This is a genomic window from Microvirga roseola (assembly GCF_020866965.1).
GTDB classification, from domain to species: domain Bacteria; phylum Pseudomonadota; class Alphaproteobacteria; order Rhizobiales; family Beijerinckiaceae; genus Microvirga; species Microvirga roseola.
Genome location: NZ_JAJATX010000054.1, coordinates 1 through 20,754 on the forward strand (window position 1 = coordinate 1; position 20,754 = coordinate 20,754).

Below are 20,754 nucleotides of genomic sequence, written 5' to 3' on the forward strand. Positions count from 1 at the left end.
TCTGAATCACACCTCAGCCCAAATTAATAGGTCCTGAGCCTAGAGCGGCTGACGGCGAAAGACACTTCCACGTTCGGGTCCAAATGGGACGTGCGGATCCCTCGCCTATCGAAATTGCGAGCTGAGGATTGCCTTCGGAGGGGCGTCCTGCGTCTCACTTCACTGCCTTTGGGCTGGCCAGAGTTCGGTCTGCTCACGACTTCAACAGTTGTTGCCTTAAGAGCGAGCGGCCCCGTCGAAGATCCTAGTGCCTATGCTGGCGCGGACCTGCAGGCGAGCGCTGGGGCCTGCCCCGAGTTAAGGCAGTTGGCGGCGACTGGACCGGATTGACAGCAGTCAGCCTCTCGTTTGCAAGCTCCTGCTCCCGAGGTGATGTGATAAACCCCAACTGACGAGCCCTATCGAGCTGTTCCTGCGGATGACCGCGGTCGCCGTGTGCCGCCGCGCGGCGTACGCTCCCGTAGTCATTCAAGTGGAATGGCGATGTCTCTGAGCGAGAGATCTGGATCGCTCAGCGCAATGCTAGCAGCCAATGTCATGAGCTAATCATCGTTCGTGCCGGGAGGGGGGCAGGGTTGCGCCAGCCATCCGTTGCGACACCATCCCGGGAGTAGCCCGGCGCAATCGCTCCCCGGTCCACTCCTGCCCATTGCCGGCGAGCACCCTCGCGACATCGTGCCGGCTGTGAGCAGGGTGCATCCGGTGAACGGTTGGCATTCATTGAGCGGCAGTAGGGATGAGTTCGTCGAGGTGCCCCATATCGCGAGATGCTGCGAGCTTACAGAAAGCCTCCGGCTGGCGCTATCTCGTGCCCGGACTGCCGAGCGCCTGACCGCGTGCCTTGGCGGCTCGGAGGTCAGCTTTTGTACGTTCGGAAATCAACGTGCGCTCTACCTGTGTGACTTCTCCAAGATCTTGCAGCGAGAACATGCCCTGTGGTGTAGAGGTGTCGATCGGATCAGTGAGCGATCTGAAATGCGCCCCCATTTTCGCTAACCCTTCGATTTCCTCGAGCAGGTGACAGGCCGATCGCGCGAGGCGATCAATGCGGACGGCAGTAAGGGCGGATCTCTCTGGGAGGCGAGAACGAACGGGCCGGGCACGAGAGGCGCCGGAGCCATGCTCCTGATGAGCAACCCCACAGCCAGCTACTCTGAGGTCATAGATTTGTACGCCCGTTATCTGCTCCTCGATCGGGGCACAAGCACAGCCGATCAGGAGATTCTTTGGGGCAGGTGAGGGGGGCATTTCTTGCCTAGACTTGAATATGTCGGAGAGTTTCTGGAGCGTCGAAGTTGTAGTTTGCAAAACAGGAAGGACCAAGAAGCGGAGCAAAGTGTACTTGAGTAGAATTCCGCTCACGCCCTTGGTATCTGCCCGCAGTGGCGGCCATAGCCCTTACACGGGGACGAGCCTGCAGGGGTTCTTGAGGCAACATCGAGCCGGAGGCAGAGCGATCGCCGCCACGACTTCGGCTTGCAAGCTCTGGGACTGGGCCGTCGCGAATCTGCTGCTGCACGGCCAGCCTTGTGAAGAACTGGGCCGAAGTCGTAGGCAGTACTTGTTGCTGTGAGTGTCTCGAGATGCTCCACCCGCTGGGCCGAGTGGCTCCGGAGCCCAGAGCGGTCGCTGTAGCTATAGGGGAGATTGGGAATGCGCTCACGTTAGTTTCCACTCAAGTTCACATAGAAATGTCGTGAACTACCGCCGTTGGCTTTTCTATGAACCTGCTTTCGGCGCCGGCTGTTCAATCCTCTCCTTGCGACATACGATCCCCTGTAGATGTCTTTTACGGAATTCGTTTACCAGCCGAAGAAGGCGGGGCTTCCCCTCAGCAAGCGAAAATGGCTTAAAACAAGCACTTTTCGTTAGCGCTCAGAGCGCCGGACCTTCACCAGGGTGCTCCCAGTGGGTTCTCAGGCAGCGATGAGCGCGACGGCACCGGAAAGCAGCTTTCCGCGCCCACCGGCTTCAGTCCATCAGATTGTAGTGAGGGCTTGCTTCGCTTCTCTTTAAGAAGCTATGCTGTGCAGTATCAACAGTTTAGCTGCAGGGTACAGCCATGGCTTTCGGGAGCAGAAGTCTGGAGTTCGATGAAGCCGAGTCACTGGTACCTCGGACCATCGACCTGCCAGAGCTGCCGTGGGAGAAAATCGCCGGCCGACTTGAGCAGGTGGCGATCAGCATCATGCGCCTGGACGCCCGATTGGAGGCCTCGGGTCTCTCCGCCGGTTGGCAGTCGCGCTGCGACATGACCGAAGCCGTGCGGGCTCTCATCCTCGACGGCCATCTGGTCGATATGGGCGATCTGGTCCTGCACGATGCCGGCATGGACGTGCGCAGTCCCACCCACGAACTCACCCGCGCCGCATCGGCCCTGCGTGCCCGCCGCACGGCGCTGGTCCGGCCCGCCCCTTGGCCGCTCTCCATCGACGGGCTCGCCGCCCTGCGCGGCATTGGCCCCGGGCGAGGGGAGGGGGGGCTCTCTCCGAAGCGGGGCAAATCGGATCCGGAAAACGAGGAGGCCTATCCGCCCTTCGCCAATGATGCCGACCCTTGGGCGGCGCATTTCGCCGAGATCGATGCCCTGCTCGACCGAACTAACAAGGTGCTCGCCGGCGAGACTCCGCTGCCGAAGAGCCGCTCTCATCTGGTCTACGATCCCGAGGTCGACGAGGCTGAGAGCGAGGACCTCTGGCTCGACGTGGTCAAGCGCACCACCCACTGGCCGGCGGTTGCCGCAGCGGCGATCGCCTGGGATGCCTGGTTGAGCCTGAACCTCTATACCCGTCAGCCCTGGCTCGGGCTGATCATGGCCGCCGCCATCCTGCGGGCAAGAGGGCTAACCTCCCACCTACTGCCTCTCGCAGCAGGGTTTAAGCAATCCAAGTTTCGCCCCCAGGGTAGGGAAGGGGCGCTCGAGAGGCTGGAGGGCTTCTGCACGGTTGTGGAGGAGGCAGTGGCCCTCAGCCACAAGGACCTCGATCGGCTGAGCCTGGCGCGGGACCTGATGCAGCGAGTGACGAAGCAATGCCGCTCGAACTCCAAACTACCTGAGTTGGTGGAGCTGTTTCTCTCGCGCCCACTCGTGACGGTGCCGCTCGGAGCCAAGCTGCTGAAGGTCACACCGAAAGCCGTCGATCTCATGCTCGCCCAGCTCGGTGGAGCCCGCCCGCGCGAGCTCACCGGCCGGTCGCGCTACCGCGCCTGGGGCATCGTGTGAGGCGAATGCCGTCCGATTGTTATTCCTGCGCAATGGCGCCTTGTGAATTTCCAGGCAGTAAGCAAACATGCAAACCGCGCCCTCAATAGCCGGACCGCCGATGATCGATACCCTCATCATTGCAGACGACTTGTCCGGCGCTGCCGATTGCGCTGCTGCTTGCGTGAGCACTGACATCGAAACGGTGGTGATCCTCGACCCAGAGGCTGCTCTCGGGAATGCCGTCACTGTTGCAGTCGATGTGGACTCCCGCGCGCTGGCCGCTCCGGAGGCCGGAGCCGCAGCGGCCGAGGCGGTGCGACAGCTTCACAGCCAAGGTACACGCATTCTCTACCAGAAGATGGACTCTACCTTGCGTGGCCATTGGCCATTGGAGCTAGTTCGCATCCGCCAGGCCGCCGCCCTGGCCTTGGGGTATCGGCCCCTCGCCATTGTCGCGCCAGCCTTCCCCGGGATGGGGCGCGTGACGATCGACGGACATGTGTTCGCCAATGGCATGCCACTGGAGGGCACGGAGCTCTGGAAGCGGGCGGGCCTGATGGGCTCTGCCGATCTCAGGGCTATCCTCACGGATGCAGGGCTCAAGGTCGGACAGGCTGCGCTCGAGCAGGTTGCGCTCGGGTCCGAGGCTCTCAGGGTGCGCCTCGCGAAGTTCTGGGAAGCTGGTTGTGACGCCGTGGTGTGCGATGCTCAAACCGAGGAGGATCTGGTCACCCTTGCGGCGGCATCCCTCGCACTGCCGGATAAGCCGCTCTGGGTCGGATCAGCCGGCTTGATGCGGGCGCTTGCCGGAGCAGGGGAGCGTGAGCTCGTCTCCCCACCCATCTCGGTCCGAAGGGCCACAGGGAAACCCATTCTCACCGTCATCGGCAGCGCGTCCGAGATCTCACAAGCACAGTCCGACGCATTGACCAGAGAGGAGGGTTTGACGTCCATCCTCCTTGCGCCATCCGCCCTGATTGAGGGGGATCCGGAGCGGATGCAAAGCTGTGTAGATGCGCTGGACCAGGCCTTGGCATCGGGCTCTGACGCCGCCGTGGTAGTCAGAGGGGAGTCGCTCGACTTTCGGGAAGGGCCGCAGATAACAGCGGCTCTCGCCGAGTTGATTGCCCCGCGTCTCTCTTCAATTGGTGGGCTCGTCGTGACCGGCGGCGAGACGGCGCGAGCTATCCTGGTCAAGGCCGGAATTTCGAAGCTGCGCATGCAGGGCAATATTGAGCCCGGCGTTCCGGCTGGATTGTCAATTGGGACCCTTGCCATCCCGGTAATCACAAAAGCCGGGGCCTTCGGCGATTGCATGACACTGGTCCGGTGTCGCGCAGCGCTGCGGGATGGGCGCGATCAATCCAGCGCTGCGACAAACGAGTAATGTAGACGCTGGGCCTGAGGGGGAAGTGGGTATGACGCGGCCGATGATAGCAATCACGATGGGCGATGCGGCAGGCGTCGGCCCCGAGATCATCATGAAGGCGCTGGCTCACCGTGAGCTGTACGAGCGCTGCCAACCGCTGGTCGTCGGGGATGCCAACCGCCTTCGCCAGGCGGGCCAGATTGTTACCTCTTCTTTGAGCATTCAACCTGTGACGGGTCCAGGGGAGGCCTTGTTCGAGCCAGGAACTGTCGATTGCATTGATCTCGGTCTGATCCCGGATGACCTGCCCTGGGGCAAGCTGTCCCCGATCGCCGGCGATGCGGCATTCCGATACATCGAGCAGGCGGTCGCTCTGGCCTTGGCCAATGAGGTCGACGCCATCTGCACGGCCCCGCTCAACAAGGAGGCGCTCCATGCGGGAGGGCATCCCTTCCCGGGCCACACTGAGATCCTAGCGGCGCTGACGCACACGCCGGAAGTCTCGATGATGCTGATGACCCCGAAGCTGCGCGTCATTCATGTGACCACCCATATCGGCCTAGTCGATGCCATTGCGAGGATCGAGCCGGGCTTGGTCAAGCGGACGATCCTGCGCGGATACGAGGCGCTAGTGCGCTCGGGCCTTGCAAGCCCCCGCATTGGGGTTTGCGGGATCAACCCTCATGCCGGTGAGCACGGGTTGTTTGGTCATGGCGAGGAGGAGCAGAAGATCGAACCGGCGGTGCGGGCGCTGCAGGAGCGCGGTATCCGGGTCGAGGGTCCTCTTCCGGCCGACACCCTATTCTTCCGGGCGCAGCGCGGCGACTTTGATCTTGTGGTAGCCATGTACCACGACCAGGGGCACGGCCCGGTCAAGGTTCTGGGAATCGAGGCCGGCGTCAATGTGACTGTGGGCCTTCCGTTCGTCCGCACGTCTGTGGATCATGGCACAGCCTTCGACATTGCCGGAACCGGTCAAGCCGATGACCGAAGCATGCTTGAGGCCCTTAATCAGGCAGTCCTCCTGGCACCACAGTTGCGTTGATAAGATTGCGGCTTCGGCGGAGGAGTGGACCGAGCCCTGTCCGCCCCTTCAGGGCTGGTCGATCACCGGACCTCAACTACCTCTAGGGAGCTGCTCCAGCCAATACTGCTGAAAGAACGAAGCCTTCTAATGCACCGCACTTTAAGTCCAGGGACCTCCTGCGCCGCCAGGGCTTCACGGTCGAGGACAAGTGGTTGACCTCGCGCGAGGCAACGGATGCCATCAAGGCTGAACATGGCGCTCAGACGACGCCGCAGACCTTCATCAACGGGGAACGGATCGGCGGCTACGACGACCTGCGCCGCTACCTCGGCAAGACCGTCGCCGACCCGAAGACCACCACCTACAAGCCTGTCATTGCACTGTTCAGCATGACGGCGCTGATGGCGCTTGCCGTCAGCTATGCTACTTACGGTGACCCCTTCACCGTGAGTGCGGTCGCGTGGTTTCCTCGCCTTCAACATGGCCGTGCTAGCGCTCCTCAAGCTCCAGAACGTCGAGAGCTTCGCCAACATGTTCCTCAACTACGACCTGCTGGCGCGGCGATGGGTGCCTACTCCTACATCTACCCCTTCGCCGAGGGCATGGCTGGCGTGTTGATGATCGCCGGTGCCCTGACTTGGCTGTCTGTGCCGATTTCCCTGTTCATCGGAACTTTGGGTGCCGTGTCGATGTTCAAGGCGGTCTACATCGACAAGCGCGAGCTAAAGTGCGCCTGCGTCAGTGAGTCGAGCAACGCCGCGCTTGGGTTCGCGTCGCTGACTGAGAGCCCGTTTGAGAATTCCCCGATGGCACAACATTTAGCGCACCGGATCGGCCGCTCTCCCTGCATGTTGGGGTAGGCGCCTATTTTCAAACGGGCACTGAGGATCTGATGATGATCACAATGGTGGTGTGGATGAGGCTCGCGGCCTTCGATCTGCCGGTTGGTCTGGCCCACCCTATGTAGCGCGGACGCAAGGTCCAGGCCCCTGNGATCTGATGATGATCACAATGGTGGTGTGGATGAGGCTCGCGGCCTTCGATCTGCCGGTTGGTCTGGCCCACCCTATGTAGCGCGGACGCAAGGTCCAGGCCCCTGATGCAATCAACACACCAGCAACCGCATTTCTAGCGCAGATCCACTCGTGCAAACGTTAGGGTAGCGCCACATCCTGCTGAGATGGGCAGGACGGCGGCCCGCTCGGCGGGAAACAGGAGCTCCCAGTGACAAAGGTTTCAGACATGAACGAGGCCCTGGTCTCGCCTTCCGTGGCACGTAACCGCGACCCGATCCTGACCATCCTGCGTCAGGTTCTGCCCCGGAGCGGAGCAGTTCTAGAGATCGCAAGCGGTACAGGCGAACACGCGGTCTACTTTGCCGCCGCGCTGCCGCACCTCGAGTGGCAGCCCACCGACTATGACGAGCAGGCTCTGATAAGCATCAAGGCTCATCGGGCCGCCGCAGGGTTGCCCAACCTTCTCACGCCTGTTGTTCTAGATGCCTCTGCTTCAGAATGGCCTGTAAAGCAGGCTGATGCCGTTGTGGCGATCAACATGGTTCACATCAGCCCTTGGGCGGCGACGCAGGGCCTGATGGCCGGAGCCAGGCGAGTGCTCCCACCCGGAGGCGCGTTCTACCTCTATGGGGCCTACAAGGAAAACGGGGCCCACACAGCGCCCAGCAATGAGGCCTTCGACCAGGACCTCAAAAGGCGCAATCCTGAGTGGGGCGTGCGCGATCTTGAGGCGGTGAGCAAGCTCGCCGCAGATGAGGGGCTGCAACTTGTTGGGCGCATTCCCATGCCCGCCAATAACCTGAGCGTGATCTTCCGACGCTAGCGGCTCAGCGGCCTAGGGCCGCGATCTGCTGCAGCCCTGCTCTATGCAGTCGCTTTGATAAACGCGCCGGACCCGATGATGTGCCTCCCCGGGGAGGCAGTGATTGCTGCCTCCAGCAGAGTCCTGGCGATCTGCTCATAGGGCACGATCCGGTAGCGGCGGGGCAGGAGCGGCTCGGCCAGCCGCAGGATCCGCATGGCCACGAACTCCACAGGCCGGAACTCCTCCCGCTCGCCTCCGATCAGCGCCGGGCGCACGATGGTCAGGGACTGAAACCCGACCCCGCGAAGCGCCTCTTCGACCTCGCCTTTGACACGGTTGTAGAAGAAGGGCGAGCGGGGATCGGCACCTGTAGCGGAGTCTAGCGCGAACGAGCGTGCACCGTGCTGCCGTGCGAGCTGCGCCACAGCCAGCGGCTAGTCGTAGTCGACCCGGCGGAAGGCCGCCTGTGATCCTGCCTTGCGGACTGTGGTGCCCAGGGTGCAGATGACACCGGCAACGGACCACCACGAGGCACACGTTGGCAGGTTCTCGAAATCGACCAGCGGGTTTTCCAGCTTCGGGTGAGCGGACAGTTGCCGGCGCGTCGGGGCAACGACCCGCATCACGCGTTCATCTGCCGAGGCCTGCTCCAGCACCGCCCGGCCCACCAGGCCTGTGGCCCCGACTAGCAGAAGGTCCGTCACGGCGGCCCACCTCTCTATGCGCCTCCACCTATGGAGTCATTCCAAGGGCCGTCAGGACATGACGGGCGACGAGCTCGGAGGATTGTGGGTTTTGCCCCGTGATCAGGTTTCCGTCGTGCACAGCAAAGGGCTGCCAGTCGGGCCCTCGCTCAAAGCGCCCGCCCAACTCCTTGAGCCGGTCCTCCAGCAGGAAGGGGACAACCGATGTCAGCCCGACCGCTTCCTCCTCGGTGTTGGTGAAGGCGCTCACCTGGCGGCCCTCGACGATAGGTCGCCCATCCTGGCGCTTAGCCTGCACGAGCCCTGCTGGTCCGTGGCATACGGCGGCTACGATCTTGCCCTGATCGAACATGGAGCCGATCACCCGTGCCAGGGTCTCATCATTGGCCGCATCCCACATCGGTCCGTGGCCGCCCGGCAGGAACACGGCATCGAAGGAGCCGTGGTCGACACTGGAGAGAGCAGGGGAGTTGCGGGCCGTCTCCATGATCTCCTCATCCGACAGGAAGCGGCGCACCGAGGCCGGGACTTCCTGCTGCTCCTCGGGCTTCTCTCCCAGACCTTCGCCAGCTTCGGCCGGCATGCTGCGCGGGTCCCACGGAATGGCGCCGCCTTTGATTGACACGAGCGTGACTTCCGCGCCTCCGACGAGCAGTGCGTAGTAGGGGGTGGCCAGCTCCTCGAGCCAGACACCGGTGTGGTGTCCGGTGGATCCCATCTGGTCATGAGAGGTGGCGATGACAAGCACTTTGTGAGCGGGCATGTGTCTTCTCCGGGTGAGGGCGTTGTGCCGTCAACTCGAAGCCGTGGGGGAGGTTCTGACCAGCCGGAGAAAAGGCCATTGTGTGATACGCCCTGCCTCTGGGACCCTTGCGGATTGTAATTTAATCCCCATATCAGGCTTACCCCAGCGGACATTGTTGTGGACCTCGATAGCGGCAGGTGTCACCGCCAGCGTCGATGAGACCGCGCCAGGACGGATGTACTCCGGCCCGGTCTGTTCCTGCACTCGCCTGGCGATGCGAGCGCCCGTCTGGTCCCCGATCGGCCCAGGCCCGTAGCAGGCGCGGCAGGAGATGCGAAGGCATCCCGCCCGTTCGCCCCGGAGCCTGGGCTTTTCCGTTCTGGGCAGAACCGCTCTGGAACGAATAACATGCCCGTTGCAGCACGCCCGGAGACGCACGACGGGCGGCCGGATCCTGTCTGATCTTCCCCACCTGAAAAGGCTTTGGATTGGTCGAACCTCTATTCCCCTCGTTCTTTGCCCGGAATGCCGTCACGGTCGCGCGTGATCTTGTTGGGGCCACTCTGCTCGTCGGTGGCATTGGCGGCGTAATCGTTGAGACCGAGGCCTACACCGGTGACGATCCGGCTTCACACAGCTTTCGCGGCCCCACACCGCGGAATGCGGCTATGTTCGGTCCTGCCGGGAGGGCCTACGTGTACCGGTCATACGGGATCCACTGGTGCCTGGACTTTGTCTGCCTGCCGGGAAGCGCCGTTCTGATACGGGCCGTCGAGCCAACCGACGGCCTCGGGATTATGAGGATGCGCCGAGGCCTTGATGATGCGCACCTTCTTTGTTCGGGCCCAGGGCGCCTGTGCCAAGCCCTCGGTGTGACCGCTGTCCATGACAAATTGCCGTTGAATGAGATGCCCTTCCAGATCTTCGAGCCCACAGGCGAGGCGGAGATTGCGGCCGGGCCGCGCATCGGGATCAGTCGCGCCACCGAGCTGCCCTGGCGCTTCGGTCGTGCCGGATCCCCGTTCCTGAGCCGGAAGCTGTAACGCCAAGTTGGTGCACTGATCTGGTTTGCAGGCCCAGTCTGCGGTTCCCAAACTGGCACTCCTTATTGCGGGTTATTGCACGATAATCAGCAAAAATCGGGAACCGCATCAGAGCAAAATAAGGGTTTGAGGCTCCGAGCGGCTTCAATCAGAGGGTCCTGGGTAGATCTGCCGGATCCGTGACAGTCAAATGAATGGTAACCGCTGTCGAGTGACGGCGGCGTGGAAGCGAGCCCCGTGGAGCAGTCCGTCATCGTTGAAGTCGTAAGCTGGATTATGCAGGGGCGCGGAGTCGTTACCGTTACCGACGAAGGCGAAGCAGCCGGGCACATGCTCCAGGAAGCGGGCGAAATCCTCTGAGCCCGTCACCGGCTCGCGGGCAGTCGAGACGTGGTCGTGGCCGAAAACGGTTCGGGCGGCCGCAAGGGCTTCGTCCACCAAGGCAGCATCGTTCAAGGTGGGCACGAACTCGCGCGTGTAGGTCACTTCAGTGGCGACGTTGTAGGTCAGGGCCGTACCCTCGGCGATAATGCGCATCTGCTTTTCGATCTCGGCACTGACCTCGGGGCGGAAGCTGCGGGCATCGCCGAGAATGCGCGCTAACCCCGGGAGTGCATTGCGGGTTCCGTCGGTGGTCAGTTCAGTCACCGAGACAACGCCAACTTCGGTTGGGCTGAGGCGACGGGACACGATGGTCTGGAGGTTCATCACCGTCGCACAGGCGGCAACCAGTACCTCGTTGCCCCAGTGGGGGCGAGCAGCATGGCCTCCGACGCCTTTCAGGACGACCTCGAAGTTGTCCTCCGCCGACATGATAGGCCCGACGCGGGTCTGGAAGTGCCCGACCGGCAGGCCCGGCATGTTGTGCAGGCCGTAAATTTCCTCGAACGGGAAACGCTCCATCAGCCCGTCTAACAGCATGGCGAGCGCGCCTTTGCCCCACTCCTCGGCAGGCTGGAAGACGAAGCGCACGGTGCCATCGAAGCCACCTTCCTCGGCGAGGAGCTTGGCGGCTCCGAGCAGCATGGCGGTGTGGCCGTCATGGCCGCAGGCATGCATCGTCCCAGGGTTCTGCGAACTGTAGTCCTGCGTGCCCTGTTCGGTGATGCGTAGGGCATCCATATCGGCCCGGAGCGCGATTGCCCGATTGCCGCTGCCACGTTTGAGGGTGCCGACGACACCCGTGCCGCCCACGCCCTCGACTACCTCATCGAGGCCGAACTCCCGCAGCTTGGCGGCCACGAAAGCGCTAGTGCGCTTCTCCTCGAAGCCGAACTCCGGATGAGCATGCAAATCACGCCGCCAAGCTGTCATTTCCCGTTCGAGGGTAGTCAGATCGATGGTCATGGGTCTCCACTTATTGAGCTGCGAGGCGGGCGACGACGTCGAGCAGGATGTTGGCGCCAGCCACGACGTCGGCATCTGGCGTGTGCTCGCGCGGATTGTAGCTGATGCCTCCGAGGCTCGGCACGAAGATCAAGGTTGAGGGCGCGATGCATGCAATCATCTGGGTATCGTGGCCCCCGCCTGAGGTCATGGGCTTCAAGGCTAACCCGCGCCTCCGGGCGGCGGCCTCCACCAGTTCCACAATCCCCCGGTCGACGGTCACTGGCTCGAACCGCGCCAGCCGCTCGAGGTGACCTCCTCGGCAGCCGCCAGTTTCTCCAGGTAAGTGGTAAGGCCAGCTTCCTCCGCCTTAAGGCGCTGTTCGTCAGGATCGCGCGGATCGACTGTGAAGGTCGCGCGAGAGGGGATGACGTTGATCGCGTTCGGCTCGAAGCTCAACCAGCCCACCGTGGCAACGGTAGGCGTGCTCGCGTCCCGCGCCCGGTCGCGCAGGAAGATCACCATGCGGGCTGCGGAATGGCCCGCATCCCGGCGCATTGACATCGGCGTTGTGCCGGCGTGATTGGCCTCTCCGTCGATGGCTACACGCTGCCAGGAGATCCCTTGGAGGTTCTCGACTGCGCTGATGTGCACGCCCTCGCGTTCGAGGACGGATCCCTGCTTGATGTGCAACTCGACATGAGCGTGCGGCTTGAGGAAGCCTGGCTCCTCAGAGCCGGCGAGCCGAACCAGCCTGCCGTCGCCGGCTCGGCCGATCTGCCCAAGTTCCCGGATGCGGCCGAGCAGGCGCTCAGCGTCGATGGAAAGTGTTGTCATGCGTCTGCTCCTCCACTGGTGACGGCAACGGCATCAGGCCGCATCCCGACCAGTTTGGCGTAGCGCTCCGGATCGGTCGCGCCTTCGGTGTTGATGACGAACACGCGGGACACCTCGTTGAGATCAAGGGCTGCTCGGATCTCAGGATCTGCCGCAGCGCGAATGAGACCGGCAAGGCCTACACCGCCGCTCTCGCCCGCCACAATGGCCGGATCGTCCCCGACGGGACGGGCTAGGCGGTTCATTACCGCAACTGCGTCCTCCTCGTCGACGGTCATAAAGGCATCAGCAACGCGGGACAGCACCCGCCAGGCAACCAGCGAGGGCTCGTAACATTCCAGCATCGCCATAATCGTCGGCTCGCTGTGGTCAATCTTAACCGGATGCCCCGCCCGTGCGGTCTCGAAGAGGCAGGCGGCGCGGGCGGGATCGACCACAACGAAGGTCGGCCGCTGGTCTCCAAGGGCGAGAGCGAGATGCCCTGCCACAGCAGCCGCAACGCCGCCGACCCCCGCCTGCACGAACACATGGGTGGGAGGCTCGGGAAGCTGGCGCAGGGCTTCGCGCACCATGGCGGTGTAGCCCTGCATGACCAGCCCGGGAATGCGCTCGTAGCTGGGCCACGAGGTGTCGGACACGACGATCCAGCCCTTTTGGGCCGCGACCCGTGCGGCCTCGGCGACCGAGTCGTCATAGGTGCCCTCGACACGAATCATCTGAGCGCCGAAGCGGGCAATCGCCGCCACACGCTCGTCGCTGACACCGGAGTGCACGAAGATGGCAGCCCTGGCGCCGACGAGTTGCGCCCCTTGGGCCACCGAACGCCCGTGATTGCCATCGGTGGCACAAGCAACTGTCATCGCAGCCGCGGCGGCGTGAACCTCGGGGGTGTGCAGTTCGGCGACATCGACCGGCCGGCCGAGTTGGCGTTTCGCTTCCTCCAGCACAAGCTGGGTGACCGCATAGGAGCCACCCAAAGCTTTGAAGCTGCCGAGGCCCAGCCGAAAGCCTTCATCCTTGATATGGATGGCACCCACGCCGAGTTTGGCGGCCAAGGCCCGGAGAATATGCAGGGGCGTCGGGGCATTGTTGTCCCGATAGGTGAGGTATCGTTCAACCTTTTCTGCCGCCGTAGTCCCCAACGTCTCGGCGTCAACCGGATCAGGAGGCTTGCGGTAATCAGGGTGCTGATTGAGCAGGAACATCGCCAGCCTTCATTTCTGAGATGGGGGGAGGATATTGCGCCTTCCACGAGAAAGGCGCTCTATTTGAGCTAGTCGGACGCAAGAATCTTTCGTGTGGGCGGTCTCTATAGTGTCCAAGTCTTCATCCTCGATCATCCTCGACAGCTTCGATCTTTCGATCCTGAATATCCTCCAGCGGGACAATATGACCCCGCAGCGGGTGATCGGCGAGGCGGTCAGTCTGTCCGCTCCTGCCGTGCAGCGCCGCATCCGGCGGATGGAAGAGGCCGGGATCATCCAAGCGAATGTCGCAGTTGTAGATCCGGCTCAGGTTGGACAGACTATAACCATTTTCGTCGAGGTCGAGGTGATCAGCGAGACGGCGGAGTTGATCGATGCCGCCAAGCGGGAGTTTGCTTCGGTTCCAGAGGTGCAGCAGTGCTACTACGTCACCGGAGAGGCGGATTTCGTGCTGGTCATCGTGGTGCCGACGATGACTGCCTATGAGGCACTAACGCGGCGCTTGTTCTTCGGGAACAACAACGTGAAGCGGTTCCGCACCTTCGTTGCCATGGACCGCGTCAAGGTTGGTTTGACGGTTTCTCTGCCGGGGTGATTGAACACTCTCATTCCTGCCAACATATGGGCGTTGGGAAACGACCGCTTATGGCAGATTTTGTTGAAGAACTCCTCGTGATTGGCGGCGGATCGTGATTTCCTGATGAGGCATTCTCAGCAGGAGGATCGGGCCATGATGGGCGAGCGTCTCGTGATGCACGAGAGCCTGTTCTACCCATTCCGGCTCGAGGATCATGTTCCCTGCGATCACCTCCTGAGGCCCATCGACCGCTTCGTCGACTGCTCGGGGCTGCGTCAGCATCTCGCCACGTTCTACAGCACCACAGGTCGGCCCTCCATCGATCCCGAGCTGATGATCCGCATGCTGCTGATCGGCTACGGCCTCGGCATCCGCTCCGAGCGGCGCCTGTGCGAGGAAGTGCACCTGAACTTAGCCTACCGCTGGTTCTGCCGTCTTGGGCTCGAAGGCACGGTGCCGGACCATCCGCTCTGGGAACATTGTCACCGCCCCCGAGGGTTTCCCGCGCAAAGTCCAGCATCGCAGCGGACGGATCGACCCCATCGAAGGACCAGCCATGCCGCGCCTCGGCGAACGCCTTGATTTCAAGGCCACCTCCAGTGCCGAGAACGAGCACCTGCGCGTTATTCGGGACATGTTCGTCCAGGAGAATCCTGGCCATTCGTTGCAGGTCGGCAAGGCCGGGCACCATCCGTGTTGGCCCTTCGGCGTAGCGTGCAACGGGCTGGGGATCAGGCCCCTATTGATCCAGCATTCACTCGATGATCCATAGGTTCGGACCTGGCTATCCGAAAGCCTCCCGCCAAAGGCTGCTGAGTGTCAGCTCTGGAGCATCACGAGTTCCACCCGATCCGCTAAAAACTTTGTTCTAATAAATTGCACCGGCTGTCCTTCGAGATCCACATCAATTGCCTTACTGATCAGGACAATGGAATCGGCTGCGCAACTCAATAGTTCGGCGTCCTTAGCGGAAACGTGCTCTGCTGCCAGGCGGGTCTCACGGCGGCGATAGTCGACAACTCCTTCTCGCCGTAACGCTTCGGTGATAGAGCCGGTTTCGGCATAGGCGTCGATGATCCCGGGAAATCGTTCCGACGAAAAGTATGATGTTGAGCGCGACAACGGAACGCCGTTCGCAACCGAGAGGCTGTCGAGACGGTGAAGTCGCGTTCCGACGCGGCATTCGAGCAAGGCGGCCATCGCCGAATCCGACAAAACGTAGTCGGATTTGATGAGCCGGCCTGAGGGCTCCAAGGACTGCTTCAGCATGTTTTCGGAGAAGCGCGTACGTGAGCCGATAGGGTAGACGATCCGCTGCGGCTTGTTGTTCACGAAGGTGCCGCGCCCACGCTCCACGCGCAGCAATCCATCTGCCGTCAGAGCTGCGATGGCACGACGGACCGTATGGCGATTGACGCCATAACGGGCGGCCAATTCGAGCTCGGATGGCAGAGCATCCGAAATGATGCCATCACCTATATTGCTGCGGATGTCGTCGGCCACCCGTCTCCAGCGGGTGATGCCATCTCCGTCTAGGCTCATCGATCCTGTCTCACTTAGAACGTCATCAGGTTGTCACGGTCCACACTGTAAACCACAGACATGGACGGTCGTCTAGACAAATAGACATGTGAGTTACCGAATGCATTCCTACGATGAAGCCCGAAAGTGGAGGCTGGACGCTCTGGCCTCCGCCGACCCGGCTACCTTATCCGAGCGATACGCTGGGCTCGAGCCGTCCGCCCCTGCGGCAACACCTATTCGTGGTCCCGAAATCGGAATGGTCATGATTCGTGGTCGGGCCGGCGGCAGTGGCGCGATCTTCAATCTCGGCGAGGCCGCGGTGACCCGAGCCACCGTGAAGCTCACCACCGGCGAGGTTGGTCACGCGATTGTTCTCGGCCGCCACCCGCAGAAGGCAAGCATCGTCGCGCACCTCGATGCGCTCTCCCAACTTCCGGACTGGGTTCAGGTGATCGAAACCGATTTTGTGACGCCAGCGCTGGCGAAACAAGACGCAGCGCGGACACGGCAGGCGGAAGAGACGGAAGCCACGCGTGTCGACTTCTTCACCATGGTTCGCGGAGAAGACTGATGGCTGGTACAACCCTGTTGGACGGCGGGTTCACGGCTCCCGTCTTTCAATCGCAGGCAGTATTCCGGCTGGTTATGAATGCCATGGCAAAGCCAGGCCGCATCGTCGATCTGGGCCACGCGGTCCAGCCACCTTCGCCCTTGGAGCCCGCAGCAGCGGCCTTCCTTGCAACGCACGCCGATTATGACACTCCGGTCTGGTTTGAAGACAGCGGTGCGGACGCAGCGGCATCTTGGCTGACATTCCATACGGGAGCCGCAGTCACCAAAGACCCTGCGACAGCGACCTTTGCGGCTCTCTCCAAGGACAGCCCGGTCAGTGGTTGGCAGAACTTCGCAATGGGCTGTCTCTCCTATCCCGACCAATCTGCGACATTGCTTTTGCCAGTAGAAAGCCTGCGAGACGGCACGCCGCTGACGATCCGCGGACCCGGAATCGAGACTGTTTCCGTTATTGCCCCTCGTGGGCTGCCGGACGGGTTCACTGAGACAATGGCGAGCAATGCTGCCGGCTATCCGCTTGGCTTCGACCTGCTGTTGATCTCCGGCAGCGAACTCCTCGCACTGCCGCGCACCACCCGTCTTGTGGAGGCCTGAACCATGTATGTCGCGGTTAAAGGCGGAGAGACGGCCATCTCAAATGCACATCGTCTCATGGCCGATCGCCGGCGTGGGGATCGCAATGTGCCGGCACTCTCCGTCGAGCAGATCGTCAACCAATTATCCCTCGGTGTTGATCGCGTGATGGCGGAGGGATCTCTCTATGATCCTGAGCTTGCGGCAATGGCCGTGCGCCAGGCACGTGGCGATCTGATTGAAGCGATCTTCCTCCTCCGCGCTTATCGGACCACGCTGCCGCGGTTCAGTAACGCGCTCCCTATCGATACGAACAGAATGCACATCGAGCGCCGGGTCTCCGCGACCTTCAAGGACATCCCGGGCGGACAGCTGCTGGGGCCGACCTTCGACTACACGCACCGCCTGATCGACCCCTCCATGGCCGGTGACGAGGCCGTCGCGGACCCTGTCAAGCGGGAGCGCCCTACGGATGAGAGCTGCCCGCGCGTGACTGATCTTCTCGATGGCCAAGGGCTGATCGAGGCTGACGTCCCAAGCAACGATGACCCGGGTGACCTGACGCGTGAGGCGATTGCCTACCCCGTTGGACGCGACATCCGCCTGCAGGCGTTGACGCGCGGCGACGAGGGCTTCCTGCTCGCCCTCGGCTATTCGACGCAGCGTGGCTATGGCCGAACACACCCCTTCGTCGGTGAGATCCGGATCGGCATGGTTGATGTCGAAGTGGACGTGCCGGAACTCGGCTTTGCCGTGTGCATAGGCGCGATCCGGGTCACGGAATGCCAGATGGTGTCGCAGTTCAAGGGAAGTACGGATACGCCGCCGCGTTTCACACGCGGCTATGGGCTGGTCTTCGGACAATCGGAGCGCAAGGCGATGGCCATGAGTCTCGTTGACCGCGCGTTGAGATCCGATGAGTTCAATGAGCAACGGCTGGCTCCGGCGCAAGACGAAGAGTTCGTGCTGGAGCACTGCGACAACGTGCAGGCCACCGGTTTCGTCGAGCACCTGAAGCTACCCCATTACGTCGACTTTCAGGCAGAGCTCGAATTGCTGCGAACATTACGCCGCGAGGCCGAAATCGCGAGCGCTGACACACCAATGAGCGAGGCAGCAGAATGAAAAAGCCCTCCCTGCCTGCCTATAACTTCGCCTATCTCGACGAACAGACCAAGAGGATGATCCGGCGTGCGATCCTGAAGGCGATCGCGATCCCCGGATACCAGGTGCCGTTCGCCTCTCGGGAAATGCCCATGCCTTATGGCTGGGGCACGGGCGGGGTGCAGGTCACTGCATCGATCCTAGGTCCGGACGACGTGCTCAAGGTCATCGATCAGGGCGCCGATGACACCACCAATGCGGTGTCGATCCGGGATTTTTTCGCCAAGGTTGCGGATGTTGCAACGACCACCCGGACAACTGACGCAACGATCATCCAGACCCGCCACCGCATTCCCGAGACGCCTCTCACCCAGGGCCAGATCATCGTCTACCAGGTGCCGATCCCTGAACCGCTTCGCTTCCTCGAGCCGCGTGAGACGGAAACGCGCGTGATGCATGCGCTGGAAGAATATGGCCTGGTGCATGTCAAGCTGTACGAAGATATTGCACAGCACGGCCATATCGCCACGACCTATGCCTATCCCGTGAAGGTCGAAGGCCGGTACGTCATGGACCCTTCGCCGATTCCCAAGTTCGACAATCCGAAGATGCACCGCTCACCGGCGCTGCAGCTCTTCGGCGCCGGCCGCGAAAAGCGGATCTACGCGCTGCCGCCCTTCACCAATGTGATCAGCCTCGACTTCGAGGACCACCCATTCAAGGTCCAGCGCTTCGAGTCCCGTTGTGCACTTTGTGATGCGCAGGACGTCTATATGGACGAGGTCATCACCGACGATCGCGGCGGACGTATGTTTGTCTGCTCCGATACGGACCATTGCGAAACCCGCCGGTCCGAAGGGTACCAGGGAGCGGGCCTGCCACAGCATGGCGCCGCGAAGGCCGATTGGGAGGCTGCACAATGAACAGCGATCCGATCCTCTCCGTGCGCAAGCTGGAAAAGCGCTACGGCAACTTCATTGGCTGCACCGACATCTCCTTTGATGTATGGCCGGGGGAGGTTGTCGCAATCGTCGGTGAGTCCGGCTCCGGCAAAACCACCCTGCTCAACTGCATTTCCACTCGCATGGAGCGGAGCAGCGGCGAGATTCGCTACCGGATGCGCGACCGGCGGTATCCGGATCTTGCGGAGCTAAGCGAAGCCGAGCTCCGGTTCCTTATGCGCACGGACTGGGGTTTCGTTCACCAGAACCCGGCAGATGGGTTGCGTATGCAGGTATCTGCTGGCGCTAACGTCGGTGAACGGCTGATGGCGATTGGTGACCGCAACTACGGCGAGATCCGGCGTCGGGCGAGCGACTGGTTGGAACGCGTCGAGATCGCGGCCACACGTATCGATGACATGCCGGTCTCCTTCTCGGGCGGCATGCGCCAGCGTCTGCAGATTGCACGCAATCTCGTCACCCACCCCCGCTTGATCTTCATGGATGAGCCGACCGGCGGTCTTGATGTATCGGTCCAGGCGCGTGTTCTTGACTTGCTGCGAATGCTAGTCTCTGACCTTAGTCTGTCGGTGATCATCGTCACCCACGATCTGGCCGTCGCCAGGCTCCTGTCTCAGCGCATGATCGTCATGAAGAGCGGACGGATCGTCGAGCAGGGATTAACCGACCGCGTGATGGACGATCCAAGCCATCCCTACACCCAGCTTCTCGTTGCCTCGATCCTGGAGAACTGAGATGGTGGTAGACAATTCATCCGCCATGGCTGGTGCTCCTCTGCTTTCGGTCGAGGATGTTTCCAAATCATTCACGATCCACCTTCGCGGCGGTGTCCGTCTTCCCGTCGTAGCCAATGTCACCTTTGACGTCTCTGCCGGCGAATGCCTTGTCCTAGGCGGCCCGTCAGGGATTGGTAAGTCTTCTATCCTGCGCATGATCTTCGGTAATTACGCTGTCGATGCCGGCCGGATCCTTGTGCGGGACCGCAGCACCGGAGACGTCGCAGACCTCGCATCCGGCGATCCCCGCCTCGTACTCGGTCTCCGGCGCAATCACATAGGATACGTCAGCCAATTCCTCCGGGCGATCCCGCGAGTTTCGGCTCTTGATGTCGTGGCCGAGCCGCTGCTTGCGCGTGGAGTGGAGCGTAAGGTAGCGTCAAATCGTGCCGCCGCCATGCTCGAGCGGCTGAACCTGCCATCAGCCCTCTTCAATCTCCCTCCGGCAACGTTCTCTGGTGGTGAGAAGCAACGGGTGAATATCGCCCGCGGCTTCATGATTGATTACTCAATTCTTCTGCTCGACGAGCCGACAGCGTCGCTCGACGAGACCAACCGGGATGTCGTCGTCACCATGATCCGGGAGAAACTAACTGCTGGAACTGCCATCCTCGGGATTTTCCATGACGTTCCGGTCCGCGAGGCAGTCGCGACAAAGATCATCAATGTCGCTGCGTTCTCGACACGGGAGGCCGCGTAATGCCGAAGCTCAACGAACACAAGCCGCTCATACACGCGACAGCAGATGTCGAGCGGTGCACGCTTGGACGGTTTGTCGAAATTGAAGCACGATCGCGTGTGAGCGAGACAGCGCTGGGAGACTACTCTTACGTCATGCAGGATTGCTCGATCTGGTGCGTCGCAATAGGTAAATTTGCCAACATCGCGGCAGCCGTGCGGATCAATGCCACCAATCACCCCACATGGCGCGCCACGCTTCATCACTTCACCTATCGCGCAGGCGACTATTTCGAAGGAGCCGGAGACGAAGAGGAGTTCTTTGAGTGGCGGCGATCTCACCAAGTCACGATCGGGCATGATGTCTGGATCGGTCATGGAGCGACAATTCTGCCTGGCGTCACGATCGGCAATGGCGCTGTCATTGGGGCAGGAGCCGTCGTTTCGAGCGACGTCGCGCCATACACTATTGTCGGTGGCGTTCCCGCCCGCCTGATCCGAGAGCGATTCACCCGTCGTCTTGGCCAACGCATGGATCGCTTGGCATGGTGGGACTGGGAGCACGACAAGCTTTTCTCAGCGCTCAATGACTTCCGATCGTTTGCGGCAGAAGATTTTGTGGATCGCTATGAGGCGATGACGCCAATCCTTCATCAAACTGACACTTAACCGTCGCCATCAAGTTACTCTGGCTAAGTAGGTTTA

General features: G+C 61.8%; 17 protein-coding genes and 6 pseudogenes. 15 read left to right on the plus strand and 8 right to left on the minus strand.

From position 1 onward, the window contains the following. Positions 1-370 precede the first annotated feature (370 nt). Positions 371-1,248, minus strand: a pseudogene (locus tag LG661_RS25500) (recombinase family protein); the annotation flags it as partial. Positions 1,249-2,062: 814 nt separating this feature from the next. Between LG661_RS25500 and LG661_RS20215 the strand changes: the two are divergent. The 5 genes and pseudogenes from LG661_RS20215 to LG661_RS20235 all read left to right on the plus strand — a co-directional run bounded on the left by LG661_RS20215 (position 2,063) and on the right by LG661_RS20235 (position 7,440). Beyond that, positions 2,063-3,223: an RHE_PE00001 family protein gene (locus tag LG661_RS20215; RefSeq protein WP_230533769.1), complete on the plus strand. Its 1,161-nt coding sequence runs from the start codon at positions 2,063-2,065 to the stop codon at positions 3,221-3,223. Positions 3,224-3,323: 100 nt separating this feature from the next. Beyond that, on the plus strand, positions 3,324-4,592 hold the full coding sequence (locus LG661_RS20220) for a four-carbon acid sugar kinase family protein (RefSeq protein ID WP_230533771.1): 1,269 nt from the start codon (positions 3,324-3,326) through the stop codon (positions 4,590-4,592). Positions 4,593-4,635: 43 nt separating this feature from the next. Next, complete coding sequence (pdxA, locus tag LG661_RS20225) at positions 4,636-5,619, plus strand: 4-hydroxythreonine-4-phosphate dehydrogenase PdxA (RefSeq protein ID WP_230533773.1); 984 nt, start codon at positions 4,636-4,638, stop codon at positions 5,617-5,619. A gap of 143 nt (positions 5,620-5,762) precedes the next feature. Further along, positions 5,763-6,461 (plus strand): annotated as a pseudogene (locus LG661_RS20230) (glutaredoxin family protein); the annotation flags it as partial. 382 nt (positions 6,462-6,843) lie between these two features. Then, complete coding sequence (locus tag LG661_RS20235) at positions 6,844-7,440, plus strand: DUF938 domain-containing protein (protein WP_230533799.1); 597 nt, start codon at positions 6,844-6,846, stop codon at positions 7,438-7,440. A gap of 41 nt (positions 7,441-7,481) precedes the next feature. On the opposite strand, the pseudogene LG661_RS20240 reads toward LG661_RS20235, so the two are convergent. Both LG661_RS20240 and LG661_RS20245 read right to left on the minus strand, forming a co-directional pair. Continuing rightward, positions 7,482-8,126 (minus strand): annotated as a pseudogene (locus LG661_RS20240) (NAD-dependent dehydratase). Between the two features lie 28 nt (positions 8,127-8,154). Beyond that, positions 8,155-8,889, minus strand: coding sequence for a type 1 glutamine amidotransferase domain-containing protein (locus LG661_RS20245; protein ID WP_230533775.1), 735 nt, complete (start codon positions 8,887-8,889; stop codon positions 8,155-8,157). A gap of 470 nt (positions 8,890-9,359) precedes the next feature. Between LG661_RS20245 and LG661_RS20250 the strand changes: the two genes are divergently transcribed. Beyond that, positions 9,360-9,914, plus strand: coding sequence for a DNA-3-methyladenine glycosylase (locus tag LG661_RS20250; RefSeq protein ID WP_230533776.1), 555 nt, complete (start codon positions 9,360-9,362; stop codon positions 9,912-9,914). 186 nt (positions 9,915-10,100) lie between these two features. Here the strand turns inward: LG661_RS20250 and LG661_RS20255 are convergent, their stop codons facing one another. The 3 genes and pseudogenes from LG661_RS20255 to LG661_RS20265 all read right to left on the minus strand — a co-directional run bounded on the left by LG661_RS20255 (position 10,101) and on the right by LG661_RS20265 (position 13,282). Then, a complete protein-coding gene (locus LG661_RS20255; protein ID WP_230533777.1) occupies positions 10,101-11,261 on the minus strand; it encodes a M20 aminoacylase family protein in 1,161 nt (386 codons plus the stop codon). Between the two features lie 10 nt (positions 11,262-11,271). After that, positions 11,272-11,981, minus strand: a pseudogene (locus tag LG661_RS20260) (hydantoinase/carbamoylase family amidase); the annotation flags it as partial. Between the two features lie 92 nt (positions 11,982-12,073). After that, positions 12,074-13,282, minus strand: coding sequence for a diaminopropionate ammonia-lyase (locus tag LG661_RS20265; RefSeq protein WP_230533778.1), 1,209 nt, complete (start codon positions 13,280-13,282; stop codon positions 12,074-12,076). A 106-nt stretch (positions 13,283-13,388) separates the two neighbouring features. Here LG661_RS20265 and LG661_RS20270 point away from each other — a divergent pair, with 106 nt between their 5' ends. Both LG661_RS20270 and LG661_RS20275 read left to right on the plus strand, forming a co-directional pair. Then, complete coding sequence (locus LG661_RS20270; protein ID WP_407666762.1) at positions 13,389-13,877, plus strand: Lrp/AsnC family transcriptional regulator; 489 nt, start codon at positions 13,389-13,391, stop codon at positions 13,875-13,877. A gap of 135 nt (positions 13,878-14,012) precedes the next feature. Then, positions 14,013-14,324: pseudogene (locus tag LG661_RS20275) on the plus strand (transposase); the annotation flags it as partial. A gap of 25 nt (positions 14,325-14,349) precedes the next feature. On the opposite strand, the pseudogene LG661_RS20280 reads toward LG661_RS20275, so the two are convergent. Both LG661_RS20280 and phnF read right to left on the minus strand, forming a co-directional pair. Continuing rightward, positions 14,350-14,550, minus strand: a pseudogene (locus LG661_RS20280) (methyltransferase); the annotation flags it as partial. 128 nt (positions 14,551-14,678) lie between these two features. Next, positions 14,679-15,401 carry a phosphonate metabolism transcriptional regulator PhnF gene (gene phnF, locus LG661_RS20285; RefSeq protein WP_268995496.1) on the minus strand — a complete coding sequence of 241 codons (723 nt, stop codon included), beginning with the start codon at positions 15,399-15,401 and terminating at the stop codon, positions 14,679-14,681. 100 nt (positions 15,402-15,501) lie between these two features. Between phnF and phnG the strand changes: the two genes are divergently transcribed. From phnG to LG661_RS20320, 7 genes are read left to right on the plus strand one after another with little or no spacing between them, the layout of a single operon-like run. Next, entirely contained in the window at positions 15,502-15,954 is a 453-nt protein-coding gene (gene phnG, locus LG661_RS20290) for a phosphonate C-P lyase system protein PhnG (RefSeq protein WP_230533781.1), read from the plus strand. Next, entirely contained in the window at positions 15,954-16,550 is a 597-nt protein-coding gene (phnH, locus tag LG661_RS20295) for a phosphonate C-P lyase system protein PhnH (RefSeq protein ID WP_230533782.1), read from the plus strand. The genes phnG and phnH overlap by 1 nt, the downstream gene beginning before the upstream one ends. A gap of 3 nt (positions 16,551-16,553) precedes the next feature. Then, on the plus strand, positions 16,554-17,654 hold the full coding sequence (locus tag LG661_RS20300; protein WP_230533784.1) for a carbon-phosphorus lyase complex subunit PhnI: 1,101 nt from the start codon (positions 16,554-16,556) through the stop codon (positions 17,652-17,654). Next, a complete protein-coding gene (locus LG661_RS20305) occupies positions 17,651-18,556 on the plus strand; it encodes an alpha-D-ribose 1-methylphosphonate 5-phosphate C-P-lyase PhnJ (RefSeq protein ID WP_230533786.1) in 906 nt (301 codons plus the stop codon). Before LG661_RS20300 ends, LG661_RS20305 begins: the two co-directional genes overlap by 4 nt. Next, on the plus strand, positions 18,553-19,329 hold the full coding sequence (gene phnK, locus LG661_RS20310; RefSeq protein WP_230533787.1) for a phosphonate C-P lyase system protein PhnK: 777 nt from the start codon (positions 18,553-18,555) through the stop codon (positions 19,327-19,329). The genes LG661_RS20305 and phnK overlap by 4 nt, the downstream gene beginning before the upstream one ends. A gap of 1 nt (position 19,330) precedes the next feature. After that, the gene (gene phnL / locus LG661_RS20315; protein WP_230533789.1) at positions 19,331-20,071 is read left to right on the plus strand and encodes a phosphonate C-P lyase system protein PhnL; all 741 of its coding nucleotides are present in this window, start codon (positions 19,331-19,333) and stop codon (positions 20,069-20,071) included. Continuing rightward, the gene (locus tag LG661_RS20320; protein WP_230533790.1) at positions 20,071-20,718 is read left to right on the plus strand and encodes a DapH/DapD/GlmU-related protein; all 648 of its coding nucleotides are present in this window, start codon (positions 20,071-20,073) and stop codon (positions 20,716-20,718) included. The genes phnL and LG661_RS20320 overlap by 1 nt, the downstream gene beginning before the upstream one ends. Positions 20,719-20,754: the final 36 nt, after the last annotated feature.

Bases quoted from the DNA above. Each gene is read 5' to 3' on its own strand.
- LG661_RS20300 (WP_230533784.1), top strand. From the start codon at position 16,554: ATGTATGTCGCGGTTAAAGGCGGAGAGACGGCCATCTCAAATGCACAT.
- phnG (WP_230533781.1), top strand. From the start codon at position 15,502: ATGCATTCCTACGATGAAGCCCGAAAGTGGAGGCTGGACGCTCTGGCC.
- phnL (WP_230533789.1), top strand. From the start codon at position 19,331: ATGGTGGTAGACAATTCATCCGCCATGGCTGGTGCTCCTCTGCTTTCG.
- LG661_RS20305 (WP_230533786.1), top strand. From the start codon at position 17,651: ATGAAAAAGCCCTCCCTGCCTGCCTATAACTTCGCCTATCTCGACGAA.
- LG661_RS20255 (WP_230533777.1), bottom strand. From the start codon at position 11,261: ATGACCATCGATCTGACTACCCTCGAACGGGAAATGACAGCTTGGCGG.
- pdxA (WP_230533773.1), top strand. From the start codon at position 4,636: ATGATAGCAATCACGATGGGCGATGCGGCAGGCGTCGGCCCCGAGATC.
- phnK (WP_230533787.1), top strand. From the start codon at position 18,553: ATGAACAGCGATCCGATCCTCTCCGTGCGCAAGCTGGAAAAGCGCTAC.
- LG661_RS20265 (WP_230533778.1), bottom strand. From the start codon at position 13,282: ATGTTCCTGCTCAATCAGCACCCTGATTACCGCAAGCCTCCTGATCCG.
- LG661_RS20220 (WP_230533771.1), top strand. From the start codon at position 3,324: ATGATCGATACCCTCATCATTGCAGACGACTTGTCCGGCGCTGCCGAT.
- LG661_RS20245 (WP_230533775.1), bottom strand. From the start codon at position 8,889: ATGCCCGCTCACAAAGTGCTTGTCATCGCCACCTCTCATGACCAGATG.
- LG661_RS20215 (WP_230533769.1), top strand. From the start codon at position 2,063: ATGGCTTTCGGGAGCAGAAGTCTGGAGTTCGATGAAGCCGAGTCACTG.
- LG661_RS20320 (WP_230533790.1), top strand. From the start codon at position 20,071: ATGCCGAAGCTCAACGAACACAAGCCGCTCATACACGCGACAGCAGAT.
- phnF (WP_268995496.1), bottom strand. From the start codon at position 15,401: ATGAGCCTAGACGGAGATGGCATCACCCGCTGGAGACGGGTGGCCGAC.
- phnH (WP_230533782.1), top strand. From the start codon at position 15,954: ATGGCTGGTACAACCCTGTTGGACGGCGGGTTCACGGCTCCCGTCTTT.
- LG661_RS20235 (WP_230533799.1), top strand. From the start codon at position 6,844: ATGAACGAGGCCCTGGTCTCGCCTTCCGTGGCACGTAACCGCGACCCG.